Annotated in this window: 18 protein-coding genes; all 18 read right to left on the reverse strand. The window is 31.6% G+C overall.

Features of this window, described 5'->3' with window-relative positions; genetic code table 11:
* Nucleotides 1-4: 4 nt before the first annotated feature.
* A complete protein-coding gene (locus tag HNR33_RS04010; RefSeq protein WP_429080282.1) occupies nucleotides 5-508 on the reverse strand; it encodes a flagellar biosynthetic protein FliO in 504 nt (167 codons plus the stop codon).
* A gap of 5 nt (nucleotides 509-513) precedes the next feature.
* Nucleotides 514-876 (reverse strand): response regulator, encoded by a 363-nt coding sequence (locus HNR33_RS04015; protein WP_429080284.1) that lies wholly within the window; start codon nucleotides 874-876, stop codon nucleotides 514-516.
* Nucleotides 877-889: 13 nt separating this feature from the next.
* Nucleotides 890-2,032, reverse strand: coding sequence for a flagellar motor switch phosphatase FliY (fliY, locus tag HNR33_RS04020; RefSeq protein WP_429080287.1), 1,143 nt, complete (start codon nucleotides 2,030-2,032; stop codon nucleotides 890-892).
* The gene (gene fliM, locus HNR33_RS04025) at nucleotides 2,025-3,020 is read right to left on the reverse strand and encodes a flagellar motor switch protein FliM (RefSeq protein ID WP_429080289.1); all 996 of its coding nucleotides are present in this window, start codon (nucleotides 3,018-3,020) and stop codon (nucleotides 2,025-2,027) included. Before fliM ends, fliY begins: the two co-directional genes overlap by 8 nt.
* A 13-nt stretch (nucleotides 3,021-3,033) precedes the next feature.
* Nucleotides 3,034-3,450: a flagellar basal body-associated FliL family protein gene (locus tag HNR33_RS04030; RefSeq protein ID WP_429080290.1), complete on the reverse strand. Its 417-nt coding sequence runs from the start codon at nucleotides 3,448-3,450 to the stop codon at nucleotides 3,034-3,036.
* 18 nt (nucleotides 3,451-3,468) lie between these two features.
* Nucleotides 3,469-4,215: a flagellar motor protein MotB gene (locus HNR33_RS04035; protein WP_429080291.1), complete on the reverse strand. Its 747-nt coding sequence runs from the start codon at nucleotides 4,213-4,215 to the stop codon at nucleotides 3,469-3,471.
* The gene (locus HNR33_RS04040; protein ID WP_429080294.1) at nucleotides 4,215-5,000 is read right to left on the reverse strand and encodes a flagellar motor protein; all 786 of its coding nucleotides are present in this window, start codon (nucleotides 4,998-5,000) and stop codon (nucleotides 4,215-4,217) included. Before HNR33_RS04040 ends, HNR33_RS04035 begins: the two co-directional genes overlap by 1 nt.
* Before the next feature lie 19 nt (nucleotides 5,001-5,019).
* A complete protein-coding gene (locus tag HNR33_RS04045) occupies nucleotides 5,020-5,214 on the reverse strand; it encodes a flagellar FlbD family protein (protein ID WP_429080296.1) in 195 nt (64 codons plus the stop codon).
* 57 nt (nucleotides 5,215-5,271) lie between these two features.
* The gene (locus tag HNR33_RS04050) at nucleotides 5,272-6,531 is read right to left on the reverse strand and encodes a flagellar hook protein FlgE (RefSeq protein WP_429080299.1); all 1,260 of its coding nucleotides are present in this window, start codon (nucleotides 6,529-6,531) and stop codon (nucleotides 5,272-5,274) included.
* A gap of 83 nt (nucleotides 6,532-6,614) precedes the next feature.
* Nucleotides 6,615-7,007 carry a TIGR02530 family flagellar biosynthesis protein gene (locus HNR33_RS04055; protein WP_429080302.1) on the reverse strand — a complete coding sequence of 131 codons (393 nt, stop codon included), beginning with the start codon at nucleotides 7,005-7,007 and terminating at the stop codon, nucleotides 6,615-6,617.
* A 13-nt stretch (nucleotides 7,008-7,020) separates the two neighbouring features.
* Nucleotides 7,021-7,443, reverse strand: coding sequence for a flagellar hook assembly protein FlgD (locus HNR33_RS04060; RefSeq protein WP_429080305.1), 423 nt, complete (start codon nucleotides 7,441-7,443; stop codon nucleotides 7,021-7,023).
* 11 nt (nucleotides 7,444-7,454) lie between these two features.
* The gene (locus HNR33_RS04065) at nucleotides 7,455-8,924 is read right to left on the reverse strand and encodes a flagellar hook-length control protein FliK (protein ID WP_429080308.1); all 1,470 of its coding nucleotides are present in this window, start codon (nucleotides 8,922-8,924) and stop codon (nucleotides 7,455-7,457) included.
* Between the two features lie 31 nt (nucleotides 8,925-8,955).
* The gene (locus HNR33_RS04070; protein WP_429080310.1) at nucleotides 8,956-10,179 is read right to left on the reverse strand and encodes a MotE family protein; all 1,224 of its coding nucleotides are present in this window, start codon (nucleotides 10,177-10,179) and stop codon (nucleotides 8,956-8,958) included.
* A gap of 11 nt (nucleotides 10,180-10,190) precedes the next feature.
* Complete coding sequence (gene fliJ, locus HNR33_RS04075; RefSeq protein ID WP_429080311.1) at nucleotides 10,191-10,628, reverse strand: flagellar export protein FliJ; 438 nt, start codon at nucleotides 10,626-10,628, stop codon at nucleotides 10,191-10,193.
* Between the two features lie 19 nt (nucleotides 10,629-10,647).
* On the reverse strand, nucleotides 10,648-11,976 hold the full coding sequence (gene fliI, locus HNR33_RS04080) for a flagellar protein export ATPase FliI (RefSeq protein WP_429080314.1): 1,329 nt from the start codon (nucleotides 11,974-11,976) through the stop codon (nucleotides 10,648-10,650).
* Between the two features lie 5 nt (nucleotides 11,977-11,981).
* A complete protein-coding gene (locus HNR33_RS04085) occupies nucleotides 11,982-12,710 on the reverse strand; it encodes a FliH/SctL family protein (RefSeq protein ID WP_429080316.1) in 729 nt (242 codons plus the stop codon).
* Complete coding sequence (gene fliG, locus HNR33_RS04090; protein ID WP_429080318.1) at nucleotides 12,703-13,710, reverse strand: flagellar motor switch protein FliG; 1,008 nt, start codon at nucleotides 13,708-13,710, stop codon at nucleotides 12,703-12,705. Before fliG ends, HNR33_RS04085 begins: the two co-directional genes overlap by 8 nt.
* A gap of 10 nt (nucleotides 13,711-13,720) precedes the next feature.
* Nucleotides 13,721-15,262 (reverse strand): flagellar basal-body MS-ring/collar protein FliF, encoded by a 1,542-nt coding sequence (fliF, locus tag HNR33_RS04095; protein ID WP_429080321.1) that lies wholly within the window; start codon nucleotides 15,260-15,262, stop codon nucleotides 13,721-13,723.
* Nucleotides 15,263-15,289: the final 27 nt, after the last annotated feature.

Consider the following 15,289-nt stretch of genomic DNA (forward strand, 5'->3'; position numbering starts at 1 on the left):
ATTCTCATTCCTTGTCTATCTGACTATCTTTCAAAGATATATCATGCTCTGATTTAGGATTTTCACTGAATTGTATCGTTTTAGATTTTGGAACTTTGTTTTTTAATTTTTTTGTTACTGCAAATAGATCTTCTAAATAATTATTGAAGCTCTTCTGTTCAGAATTTACTTTAAGGTTAGTAATATTAGCATCTTCTTTACTCAATTTATCAATGACTGTTACTTCATTATTATTTATTGATAAAATATAAATATTATCAATAATATTAACAATAGCTATCTTGCTATTAGAGCTTAGTGCAATAAAATCAAGAATTTGAATATTATTGCTTTTTGTCATATAACTAGTCTTCTTTGCAACTAATTTAGTAAAATAAAAAGCTAAAACAATCACCAATAAGAAAACTATAAAATACAATATAATCTTAAATAAGGATAGTGCAATAGAATCATCATTTTGATAATATAATGTTGCTATAATGGCTCCAGTATTAGAGAAACTAAACATTTATATCATCCTAATACTTTTTTTACTGCTTCTATAACTCTATCTGCCTGAAATGGTTTAACAATAAAATCTTTTGCTCCTGCCTGTATAGCTTCAATTACCATTGCTTGTTGTCCCATTGCTGAACACATCACAATTTTTGCTCCACTATTAAGTTTTTTAATTTCTTTAACAGCTTGAATTCCATCTACTTCAGGCATTGTTATATCCATTATTACTAAATCTGGGTTTAGCTCCTTATATTTTTCTATAGCTTTTGCTCCATTTTCAGCTTCTCCAAGTACTTCGAATCCATTTTTTGACAAAATATCTTTAATCATCATTCTCATAAAAGCTGCATCATCAACTATTAAAACTCCATTTGCCATAATTATTCCTCCTTTAAATTTTGCTTATTCTCTTCGCAGGATTTATTATATCAGTAATTCTTACACCAAAGTTGTCATCTATTACAACAACCTCGCCTTTTGCTATAATCTTACCATTAGCATATATCTCTAAAGGTTCTCCTAATAATTTGTCTAATTCGATGATGGTTCCTGGCCCATATTCTAGTATTTCACTGATTCTGCGAGTAGTCCTACCTAACTCTACTGTGATTCCTATAGGTATCTCTTGAACTATTTCAATGCCTTCATTATATACCTTATTATCTATTGTTTCAAACTGCTGAAACTCTAGTTTTTTCACATTTACTTGATTTTGATTTACATTCTTAGACTTTTCTTCTTTTATATTATAGCCCATGTCTAAACTATTTTTAGACTGAATTGTGTCATGAGAATATTGAGGAATTGCTGCATCATGGTCCTGCTTAACATTTTGAATATCATCTACTACAATACTATCATTTGCATCCTCATCTCCTCCAAGCAGCTTATTAACCATGTTTTTTGCAAAACTTAATGGTATTAACTGCATAATCTGACTATCAATCAAATCACCTACCACCATTTTAAATGATATTTTAACTATAGGTTCATCATGATTAATTGAATCGATATTAAATGGACCTTCGTGTAAATTTATCTGAAAAGCTCTAGGTGGCTCAATATCTATCATATTTGAAAACATTTCAGAAAGAGATGTGCATGATGAGCCTACCATTTGATTCATAGCTTCGCTGATGGCGCTCAAATCCATTTCATTTAGCTCCCTGTCTATATTGCGACCATCTCCACCCATCATTAAGTCAGTTATTACTTTTACATCATCAATCTTAAGTACTAGCAGGTTAGCTCCCTCTAGGCCTAGCTTGTACTTAACATCAACTGCTACAAAAGGTATAGGGTATTGATCAGACAATTCTTTGATTGTTGTAATAGTTACTTTTGGTGTTGTTATGACTACTTTCTGTCCTAACAGCGTAAACAGTGTTGTAGCCGCAGTTCCCATGCTAATATTACCAATTTCACCTAAAGCATCTTTTTCTGAGTCAGTTAAATCGTTACTGTCTTCTACGTGATCATAATTTCCTTTTAATAATGCATCAATTTCTTCTTGGGTTAACATATTATCAGGCATCTAAATCATCACCGTCCTTTTGAACTCTAGTTATTTTTACGGCTACTTTATTTTTATTTGAACCAGGCACTCCGTAAAATTTAAGGCTGGAACCAACATTCATTCTAACTTCATCATCAAGCTTATTATTAAGCTTAATTACATCTCCTACTTGTAAATCTACTAATTCTTTAACTGTTATTTCAGTAGAGCTTAAAACAGCACCTAGAACTACATATGCATTCTTGATTCTTTTTTCTATAATTTCCTTATCATTATTAGATACATCTTTTTTTGTAGTTGAAAACCATAGCTTTGTACTTAATTGATTTAAAATTGGTTCAATTACAATATGAGGTATACAAATATTTATCATACCTTCTATATTCCCTATAGAAATGTTTAAAGTAATTAATGCTATGGTTTCACTAGGTGAAACAATTTGTGCAAATTGCGAGTTTGTCTCAATTTTTTCAAGTGATGGTGTTAGGATAATTACATTATCCCATGCTTGTGTCATAAGTCCAATAACTTTTTTCATCATCTTATTCAGTAGTGTTAGCTCTATCTCAGTAAAGCTTCTTATTTCGTTAGCATTCTCTCCATTACCACCAAGTAATCTATCAATAATAATAAAGGCAATGTTTGTTGAAATATCAACAATAACTTGTCCACTTAAAGGTTCAAAATTTACAATTGAGAGAAATGCTGGATTTGAAATAGCATTACTGAACTCACTATAAGCATACTGGTCAACTGTTAAAACTGAAATTTTAACAGGTGCTCTTAAGTACCCTGATAAAAAAGTCTGAAGAAGTCTTCCAAAATTATCATGAATAATTTCTAATGTTCTTAGTTGATCCTTTGCGATTTTTTGAGGGTTCCTGAAGTCATATTTCTTAACTTTTTTTTCTGTGCTTTCTTCTTTTATTTCTTGAACATCAACTTCTCCAGTACTTAATGCTTTGAGTAGGGCATCTATTTCGTTTTGTGACAGAACTTCAGCCAATATATATACCTCCCTACTGTACTATAAATTCATCAAAATAGACATTAGAAATTTCTGTATTACCAAATAGTTCAATAAGTTTCTCTGTTATTTCCTTCTGTAGTGATAACTGTCCTTCGCTTCCTTCAATATCTTGTTCGGTTTTATTTCTTATAATTTTATTTATTTCATCTTTAATTAGAAAGCTTTTTTCTTCCAGACTAACTATCAGTTCTTCATTATTCATTTCTACAGTAGTGTTTATTTTAACTATTCTATTGCTATTCTTGAGATTACAGTACATCTCTCCTATATTATAGTAGTACAATTGCTTTTCAGCAACTTTTTGTTCATTTTGTTTTAGCAGCATTATTCCAAAAACTGTACCAATTATTAAACCAACTACAATAAATGAAAGAATTGCAATCATAAAAATTTTCTTAGTACTCATTTCTCAAACTCCTTTACATCAGTTAGGTTCAAATTTACTATATACCGATTTCATTATAACCAAGTCAACTCTTCTATTCTTAGCTTTATTTTCAGCTGTATCATTAGGTGCCACAGGTCTGTAGTAACTATAGCCAGCTGACGAGATTCTATCACCTTTTATATCTTGCTTTTCCACTAAAAATCTCAATACATTTGTTGCTCTAATTGCTGACAACTCCCAGTTCGTTGGGTAGTTTGCCGTGTTGATTATAGAGTCAGAATCTGTATGACCTTCAATTCTTATCTGCTTATCAATAAATTCTTCCCTTCTTAATATTTCTGATATATATGTTAATATTTCTTTAGCTTTTGGCTTAACTTCTGCTCTACCAGAATCAAAAAAAACATTATCGAGAACTCTAATAGTTAATCCTCTCTCATCTATTTGAGCGACAATTTTATTGTCTAATCCTTTTTCTTTACTATAATCATCTATAAGTATTTTCAGCTTTTTAAAATCTTCTACCTCCTGGATTTCCTTAGTTGTTAGCTCTTCAGGTAAATTAGCCGTATTTATGTAAGGCATATTTTCTACAGTTTTTCCTCCCTCAAAGACTCCAAGTGAGCCTTGGAAGGACTTCATAATAGCCTCAAATTTCTCTGCATCAATCTTGGAAAAAGAAAATAACAATACGAAAAAACATAAAAGAAGCGTAACTAAATCACTATATGTAGTCATCCACTCAGGTGCGCCTTTCTTTTCCTCACTGCTTTTTCTTCTCATTATGATTCCTCACCTTCAAGTTCTTTCTTGAAATTACTTCTTAATTCAGGAGACAAGAAGGTCTTTAACTTTTCTTCGATTATTCTTGGATTTTCTCCTGCTTGAATAGATAATAATCCTTCTACCATCAATTCTTTTATAAGAACCTCTTCTTTACTTCTACCTTTTAGCTTGTTGGCTATTGGAATAAAAATCAGGTTAGCAAAGACTGAACCATAAAATGTAGTTATTAAAGCTACAGACATATTAGGGCCAACACTTGTAGGATCTTCTAGGTCTTTTAACATATTGATTAACCCAATCAATGTTCCAATCATACCAAATGCTGGAGCAAATGCTCCCATGGCCTCAAATATACCTTGTCCATCTTTATGTCTATCTTCAAGGAATGCCAATTCAGTCTCTAAAATATTTCTCACTAGTTCAGGATCTGTTCCATCTACAATCAGCATAATTCCCTTTTTAAGAAATAGATCATCAATTTTTTCCCCAGCTTCTTCAAGAGCCAATAATCCCTCTTTTCTAGCTATATTAGATAGATCTATTATTTGATTTATAACATTACCTGCTGGCAGGCTGCTTGTTGTAAAAGCATTCTTTACTATCTTGAGAGTCTTTATAACTTTCTTAAGAGGATAGCTAATAAAAGTAGCTGCAATTGTTCCCCCTAATACGATTACTAATGATGGTCCATGTATAAATGTTGTTAAACTACCAGAAAGAAATATCCCCCATATTAAGAAGCCTATACCGGTTAAAAAACCAATGACCGTTGCTAAATCCATTAGTCACACCTCTTTCATATTACTTGTTTCTATATATAAATAATTGATTTTTAAATGTGATTACTTTATTAATAATCTCATCAACAGTTTCTTTTACTAATAATTTCTTACCTGTAGTAAGTGTTATTACTGTATCAGGAGTTTCTTCAATTGATTCAATTAATTCACAATTTAATATAAATGCCTTATCATTCAATTTTCTTAATTCTATCATTAATTAATCACTGTCCTTTTATTTGCCAGGATAACTAAGTTATCCTGGCATTATTAACTATCTTTTCATATTAACAAGCTCTTGAAGCATTTCATCGGATGTTGTAATAATCCTTGAATTAGCTTGGAAACCTCTTTGAGTCGTTATCATTTCTGTAAATTCTAATGATAAGTCTACATTAGACATTTCCAATGTCCCAGGATTCATAGCTCCAAAACCACTAGTTCCTGGTTTGCCTACTTGAGCTACTCCTGAGTTAGGTGAACTCTGGAAGAAGTTGTTTCCTATTTTTTGAAGTCCTGATGGATTATCAAACTTAGCTAAAGCAATTTGACCTAAAGTCTTTGTTGTACCATTGGTAAAGCTACCAGTTATAACTCCGGCAGCATCTATTGAGAAACCATCTAACGAGCCTGAGCTTTTACCATCTGCTTTACCAACTAAATCACTATCATTAGCAAATTGAGTTATACCTTCAAGATTTACTGTTATTATGTTTGTGGTTTTATCATTGCCAAAAGAAAATGCCAAATCATCTGGAAAATCTAATTCAAAATTTGCCGGACTTGTATTCAAGTTACCCTCTGTATCAAATTCTAAATCCATTGAACTTTTAGTTGGATCAACTGTGATTTCACTACCTGAGGCAAGGTCTTTAACACTTGTAACACTAACAGTCCATTTATTATCATCTGTCTTTTTAAATTCATAGTTTACTTTGTATGAATTCCCCAAGCTATCCTTTATCGTGGTGTCTGTTTTAAATATACCTTTTTCTGGATCATTAGCAATCAACCTTGAATCTATATTTCCTGTAAAATCTATTTTTGTAGATGCTTTTGGTGGTGCTGTTTCGGTCCTGTTAATTCTTATAGGTGCAAGATCGCCGTTTTCATTTAATCCTAATACTTTAAAACCGTCAGCTGTAACTAGATATCCATCTCTATCTAAGTCAAAATTACCAGCTCTTGTAAAATATTTGTTTTCAAACGCTTCATCATCAGTAACCATAAAATAGCCTTGACCATCAATCATTAAATCTGTAGGGTTCTCGGTTCTTTGTGTTGCTCCTTTAGTATGTATAGTATTTATTGAGCCAATTTTCAAACCTAAACCAACCTGTTGAGGATTTGTACCTCCTTTTCCACCTTGTGGCGCACCAGCACCTCTTACTACTTGACTAAACACTTCCTGGAATGTTACTTGACCTCTTTTATAACCAACTGTATTTACGTTTGCAATGTTATTGCCTATAACATCCATTTTAATCTGATGTGCTCTAAGACCTGATACACCAGAATACATTGATCTCATCATATTATATGACCTCCTTATCTTTAAGAGCCAATGACTATATCCTCTGTCAGTCAGATATAGATAGCTTCCTTATAAAGGTCCAGCTATATTACTATGGCTCCATCTATATTAGTAAAAACATTGTCCTTTAATTGTTCTGCATTGACTGTAGTAATAATTGTTTTAGTCTTAATACTTGCAATAAATGCCTTATTATCCATAAGTATTAGAGCTTCATTCACACCTTTATTATCAGCCTTATCTATTGCTAATTTAATTTTAGTAATATCTTCATTGCTAAGTACTATATTTCTAACGTTCATACGATCTTTCGCATGTTTAGTAAACTTTATTTCAGTAGTTGCTTGTCCTACTTGTTTTAAAACTTCATCAAAATTTTTCTTGCTAGACTTATTAGTTAAGCCTAGATTTGGTCTGTTTAGCGTTTTATTAAGTATTACTTTCGAATTAATATTTTGCATGTCAATCTTATTCATATTATCACTCCGATTACACTGACTCACCAGTATATGCTTCTATAGCCTTTCTAATTAAATCAAGCTGTTCAACTATCTTTTCTTGACTTTCAGTGCTTGTCTTATTAAGAGTATCTAAAGTTTCAGTTAATTTTTTATTCATTTCTTTATTATTTGCATTAGAACTATATATCTCGTATAAAATCGCTGCTTGAGACTGTTTAAGACTAGTATTCATATTTTGAATTTGCTCTAATGTACTAAATTGAGCCATTTGTGAAATAAATTCCTTGTCTTCCATTGGATTTAATGGATCCTGATTTTTCAGCTGAGTAACTAATAGATTCAGAAATGCGTCTTTTCCCAGCATACCATTATCTTCTTCAACCTTCTCTTCAGTATTTTTCTGTTTAAAATTGTACCATAACGTTTTATCATCTACACTATTAACCGACATTTTTTCACCACCTATACAATTAGATCTAACCCACTTGAATAATCATTCATATTGCTTGAATTTTGCTGATTGATTTCTTCGTACATATTACTCAGTCTAACGTCATCAACTTTTATTTTACGTTGTTTATTCCTTTTATTATTGCTCCATGAATCAGCACTGTTTCTTTCAAACCCTGAATCTTTATTAACTGATACATCTAGAGCCTGAAAGGATACTCCTTGTTCTCTAAAGCTGTCTCTTAGCTGTTCAATATTAGAATCTAATAGCTGCTTAATATGGTAGCTTTCAACAAAAGCTTTAGCTGTTACTATGCCTTTCTCAACTACAACTTTTATAGTCATTTCTCCTAAAATCTCTGGTTTAAGCTTTATTTTGATTTCATCACGAATGTCTTTATGATCTACCTTAATTTTGTCAACTATCTGTTCGAATATACTATTTTTGTTAATGAAAATGGGTTCTTTAATAGCTTTTTCTGTACTAACAACTGCTTCAAACAATTCATTAGACTGACCATCAGGCTTTATACTTTGATCAGCTACTAAATTGCTTAAGGATCTTGGGATACCAACATTCTCTCTGTTGACATTACTACTATCGATTGAATATTCAGCCCTTGTTTCACTTTTACTACTATCTTGATTGGCTTTGATATTGTCATTTTTAACGTTTATTTCTTTAGTACTAGTTTTGTTATCTTCAAACTTAACTACTTCTGCGCTATTTTGATTTGTAATATTTAGAGATTTATTAAGATTTTGAGCAGTTTTCATGATCTCATCAATATGTGATTTAAGTTCATTTAAGAATGAAGGTTCCAATTTTTCCAAATTGCCATTGTCAATAATATTGACAATATCTTGGATTTCCTGAATAAGTTTCAACCCTTCATTTTTATCTGACTTATTTAGTAGCTCAAGTATAGGTTCCATGCTTGAAATAATGTCGTTCAGTTTAATAGACATCGCATGAGCTTCTGAACTAGAAATTTCATTATATATAGCTTTATCTTGTTGCATTTCATCATCATAGTTAATTGGCTCTGAATTTAAATATGTGCTTATTATACTAGACAAAATCTCATCGATAGCTATTAAATCTTGTAGTATTTCATCTGAAATAGAACTAGTGTCATTTTCCTCTACATTAACATTATCAATCTGTTCTTCATTTATGTCTGCTGAACTTTTTTTGATATCTGTGTTAATATCTTTATCTTGGTTGTTGTTGCTACTAGTTTTATAGTTTTCATCATTTTTATCCTTGACTACTTTTCGATTATATTGTTGTAAAGCTACTTTATTAGTGTTCTTATAAAACTTTTTTGATTCACTGTTGTTTTCAGGACGATTGGTTTCTTCTCTACTAGCTTCGAATATCTGATCAAATGAACTTTTTAAGCCTTTATTTCGCTGATTAAAGTTTCTTTTATTTGATGTTTGAATACTCGTTATGCATTCAGTACTATTTTCTATCATTTTCTCACCTCCTTTCATTGAGTCAGAAAAATTATTGCATAGCTAGAGTTCTAGTGATCTCAGCTGCTTTCTTAGAGTCCAAGCTGGATAGTATCTGAGATAAATTTTGTTTTCTCATCTTTTTTAAAACATCAGTTATTATAATAGAATCTGATATTTTATATAATGAGTTGTCTTCAATCTCTAATGATGTCACTTCGGTTTTATTCGCTACCATCTTTTCTACTATCTTAGCAGCTTCTGTAGCATTCATTTTCTCATACAATGCTACTAATTCATCAATCCGACTATTGTACTGATTTATATAGTTCATAGTTTCAGCAATACTAGGAGTCATTGAATCATTTATACCTCTAAGTCTTTCCTGTTTCTCTATATTTGTAAATAACTCACTAATAAATTGTTCATCATCATTATTAACTAATATTTCTGAAGCTTTTCTTATACTCATATTCATATATATGATAGCAAGCTCTTCAATTTTATAAATATCTGTGTTACCTATTTCACCAAAAGCTTTTATAGTATCTTTAGCTTCATATAGTTTTGCTAAACTTTTTAGTTCATTTTCTTTATCTTTTTTTTCAAATAATAGTATCTCTAAATCTCGTTTTTTAACATCATTTATGTTAGATAAAATCTTATTGTAATCATCAGTTCCCAAGAAATATAGTATTTCTACAGCAGGTTTTTCTTTCATTTTTTCAAATATACTTGATGTAGTTTTAATATTGTTGTTACTTAGCATTTTTTCGACTTCATTAATGGCAACTTGCAAATCCATTTTCTCAATTTGTTTAACTTCGTTAGCAAGTTTAGAGCTCTGCTCATCTTGTATTTCTTCATATATAGTAAATAATAAATCTTTCCTCAATTCAATATTTCTTACTGACTTTATGATTTCAGATGTTTTACCAGACGAAACAGAGTTCATACGTTTAACAACATTATTAAAAAGTTCCTCATCATTCTTCTTAATTATGTATAGCTTGTCAGATGCACTTTCTTTGTCAAGTGTCAAATAATAATTAGCCAAAAAGAGCTCTTTATCTTCCTTCTCATTTTCAGTAGGATATTTATCAAAGTGCTCTCCTACTACCCCAGGAGCTTTTCTCAAGTGATCATTCATTGCTTTATTAAAATCATTGTTGCTAAAGTACAATATTAACAGTATTAATAGTGGTATACCTATAAACACCAGTCCAAAAACTAATATTGTTTTAAGTATTCGATTGTCTTTCTTTTCTTTATTCATATTATTACCTCTCATTTTATACTGCTTCTATAGCTAACAAACTGATCCGTAATTTTTTCTTCTTCTTTTTTATTTAAATATTGATAATCATTGTAGTCTCTGTTTTTTAATTTTTGAAGCATCTTTTTTTCTTTAGTAGACTGAATTAAAACTTTCCTTGCATTTTCTGTTATTTTTTGAGTCTTCTCTACTACTTTCTGCTGATTTACAATTCTCGAATTCATTGAGTTTAAATATATATTGTATGATTTCAAATCATTAATTGAAATACTATCTACATTAATGTTTCTTTCATTTGTCAATCTTTTTCTTTCACTAATGTAATCTTCGAGAACAACTAATTCTTCATTAAGTTTTTTGTTCGCTTTGCTATATTCAGCTTTATTTAAGTCTTCTACTCGCTCCTTATAATCCAGCACTTTCTCTAACCTGAAAGTAAACTTTTCCACTATATCAACTCCAATCAAATCAGTTTATATCAGAAGCGTCTATTAGTTCGCTAATGAGATTTAGTGTCTCATCATAAGAGAATTTCTCTAAAACATCCTGTGTCAGAAAATCATTTATTTTATCTATTGTTTCTATAGCTTTATCTATCTTCTTATTAGATCCCCTTTTATATGCTCCAATATTAATCAAATCCTCTGATTCCTTATATGTAGCAATAATATCTTTAATTTTATTTGATATAGTAACATGTTCTTTTGTGCATATGCTCTGCATCACTCTACTTATACTCTGAAGAACTTCAATTGCTGGATAGTGATTTTGACCTGCAAGTTTTCTAGATAAGACTATATGCCCATCTAATATACCTCTTACAGTATCAGCTATAGGTTCGTTCATATCGTCTCCATCTACTAAAACAGTATACAGCCCAGTAATACTTCCATTTGAAGATGTTCCAGCTCGTTCTAGCAGTCTAGGCATAACTGCAAAAACTGACGGTGTAAATCCTCGGGTTACAGGAGGCTCTCCAATAGCCAACCCTATTTCTCTTTGAGCCATAGCAAATCTTGTCAAAGAGTCCATAAGCATCATCACATTATTCCCTTTATCCCTGAAGTATTCAGCAATAGCTGTTGTAAGCAATGCACCTTTCATTCTGACTAAAGCAGGTTGATCAGAAGTTGCTACAACAACAACTGATTTTCTTAATCCTTCTTCTCTTAAGTCATTTTCAATAAATTCTCTTACCTCTCTTCCTCTTTCTCCGATTAATCCAATAACATTTACATCTGCTATTGCATTTCTTGCAATCATTCCCATAAGAGTACTTTTACCAACTCCACTTCCAGCAAATATCCCTATTCTTTGTCCCTTGCCACAAGTAAGTAGTCCATCAATAGCTTTTACTCCTAAAGGCAATGGTTCAGAAATTTTCTGTCTTTCAAGTGGGTTTGGAGGCATATTGTAAACAGAATAAAATTTGTCTGATTTTATTGGACCCTTACCATCTATAGGATTCCCTAATCCGTCCAGTATTCTTCCAATCAGCTCATCTCCAACATTTACACGGAGTGCATGTCCACTAGCCACCACTCTGCTTCCTGGACCTATGCCTTCCATTTCACCTAATGGCATTAGTAATATCTTATCTTCCTTAAAACCTACCACTTCAGACAGTATAGGCTCATTTTTATTAAATGGATATATGCAGCACACTTCACCTATACTTGACAAGGGACCTTTAGATTCGATTGTCAAGCCAGTAACTTTTGTTATTTCCCCACAGTATTTTATAAACTCTTTATTAATTAAGTTCTCTGAATATCTTTTTATATTTATTTCAAACATATATATCACTCGCCATTTAATAGATTTATAATAGTTTTTTTCATTTCACTAACTTGAACTTCAATGCTTGCATCTACATTACCATTTGATGCTTCAATAATACAGCCACCTCTGGATAAGGAGCTATCTATTCTAACATCAATATCATCTATTAAATTTGCAGTTGTCAATATCCTCTGCTTTGATAATTCAACTATGTCATAATCTTCTTTAGAAACTCTAATCATGATGCTGTCCTTTATATTAAGACTATTTATCCCTTTAAGAATTATAGGTATTATAGCCTCCTTGTCATCATCAAGCTTTTGATTTAGTATTTTTTCGCATAAAGAAATTATTAGATGTATCACATCACCCTCTATGCTAGACAAAATGGCTTCTCTCTCATGTAAAAAATTCCTCTTTATTTCATTGGCTTCCAAAATCAGTTCATCAGAATCTTTTTTACCATCTTCAAACCCTTGCTGATAGCCTTGTTTGTAACCAGTTTCTTTGGCTTGTTCAATAATATTTTTAGTCTCTCCATAAGTTTCTTCTAAAATCTCATCAGACTTTTTTTTCGCTTCACTCAATATTGAATCAGCCTGTGTTTTTGCTTTGGTAATTATTTCTTCATATAATTTATTAGCTTCCTTGATTTTTTCTTCAACAATATCGTCTATAGTCTGATTAATGCATTCGGTATGTCCTGTAACAACATTTACAACTCGAGAAGATTTAATAACACTAGACAATTAAATCATCCCCTCCTCTTGGAGTAATTATTTCTCCTTGTTCTTCAAGCTTTCTTATTACATTTACAATAGCTTGTTGAGCTTCTTCGATATCTTTCAGTCTTACAGGTCCCATAAATTCCATATCTTCTTTGATCATTTCTACTAATCGTTTAGACATATTTGCAAAGATAACTTCTTTAACTTCTTCACTAGCACCTTTTAATGCAATAGCCCATTGATTATTGTCAATTTCCCTAACAAATCTTTGTATAGATCTGCTATCAAGTGAAGCAATATCATCAAATACAAACATTCTTTTTCGAATCTCTTCTGAAAGCTCTGCGTCTTGTACTTCCAACTCTTCCATAATATACTTTTCTGTTCCTCTGTCTACAGCATTTAATATTGAAACTATTGTCTGTACTCCACCAGCAGTAGTGTAATCCTGAGCAACCATAGTTGAAAATTTGCTTTCAATAACTCTTTCTATTTCTTTAATCACTTCTGGTGAAGTCCTATCCATAGTAGCTATCCTTTTAGTGACTTCTGTTTGCTTATCTGCAGGAAGTTTTGATAAAATCTGAGCTGATTGATTAGGACTTAAGTATGCTAGAATAAGTGCAATAGTCTGCGGATGTTCATTTTGAATATAGTTTAAAAGCTGGTTTGGATCAGCCTTTCTAACAAATTCAAAAGGTCTAACTTGCAATGATGCTGTTAGCTTATTAATAATATCTACAGCTTTCTGAGAACCTAAAGCCCTCTCAAGAACATCTTTAGCATAATTTATTCCACCCTCTGATATATACTCTTGTGCCAAGCAGAGTTGGTAAAAGCTTTCAAGAACATTTTCTTTTTCCTCAGGTGAAACCTTCCTCATATTTGCAATTTCAAGTGTAAGCTCTTCTATTTCTTCTTCATTTAAGTGTTTAAATATTTCAGCAGACTTTTGTGGTCCTAAAGTTATCAGCAGTACTGCGGCTTTTTCTTTACCAGTCATAACTTGTTTCTTAGACATAGCTTCACCTCTATTCTTCATTAAGCCAAGATCTTAATAGCTGAGCGACTGAATCAGGTTTTTTGTCAACAAACTTATCAATTTGTTCTTTTACTTGTGATTTTTCTGTTTCAAAGTCAATTTCCTCTACATCTGATATCTGACCAGCTTTCTGCTCAATTAATTCGTTTATATCATCTATATTGTTCTTTCTCTTATTTCTCAATAAAACGAATGAAGACGCTCCTAACACAGCTAAACCAATTACTAAATATACCCACCATGGTGTTGTAGGATTATCAGTATTAGCCTCCTGCGAATCTTCCGAATTCATGTTATTATTAAACTTAGCCGTACTAACTTGTACCTGCTTAGTATCTAATCCTGTTGCAGCATATATAAGATTAGAAATTTCTTTTCTTTTATCATCAGTCATTTCACCATCAATAAGCGAATCTTCATTCACAAGAATTGCAACAGTAACTGAATCGATTTGTCCAGGTGCTTTTTTTATCTGCTTATTAATTTCATTCAACTCAAAATTAATAGTCTCACTAGCCTTGTCGTACTTAGAATTTTCTCCTTCCAATTGTGTATAATCTGTAACAGCATCTTGAACATTTGTGTCAGTACCCGGAACTCCTCCATTTACACCATTCACCATATGTTCCTCGATTTTCTCCATACTTCTCACTAGTCCCTCTTCTGCTCCATCAATCGGAGGATTAAATTGTACAATACTTGTTGTTTCGCTATCAAAATTCACTTTAACACTAGCTCTAACTACAACATTTCCATATCCAAATACATTCTCAAGAAAGGACTTTATACTTTCGTTAATCCTGATTTGTAAATTCTGTTGTATATTCAGCTGCTCTGTTAAGTCATACCCTTGTTGATCAGTTCCTGTATTGCTTAAAAGCTTTCCGTTATCATCAACAACAGAAACACTTTCAGGATTCATGCCAACTGCACTTGCAACTAAATTTTGAATACCTTGTACTTTACTTGCTGTCAATGGAACGCTTCTTGCTAATGTCACAAACACAGAAGCTGTTGTTTGCTCATTATCTTTGAGAACATAATCATTTGTTTCTGGAATTTTTAGATAAACTTTAGCATTTTCAACACCATCTATTTCAGAAATATTACTAGCTAGTGTGTTTTCCAGAGCATATTTATTTCTCTGCTTTTTTTCATATTCTGTCATAGTCCAACTACTATCATTAAATGCATCTAAAAAACTGTAGCCTTCCTTCGGTAAGCCTTCGATAGCCATATCCATTCTTAATTTATCTCTCATATTACTCGGTACTAATATTGTGCTTCCATTATTGGCATCTTTCCATTTTACATTATTTTCATCAAGCTTCTTTGTTATTAGTCCAGCGTCCTTTAAAGACAAATCACTGTATAAAACCTCATATTGAGTTCGTGTAGTAAAATATATTATTGACGTCAAACTGACTACTATTAGAAAGCTACCTATACCCAGCATTATTTTTTTATTTCTGTTTAATCCTTGCCAAAAACCATTTAGCTGATTTTTCATTTGCTCAATTGTTTCCCCCACCGTATCACCTCATTTTCTACTTCAGCC

The organism is Brassicibacter mesophilus, assembly GCF_050433385.1.
GTDB classification, from domain to species: Bacteria; Bacillota; Clostridia; order Tissierellales; family Proteiniboraceae; genus Brassicibacter; species Brassicibacter mesophilus.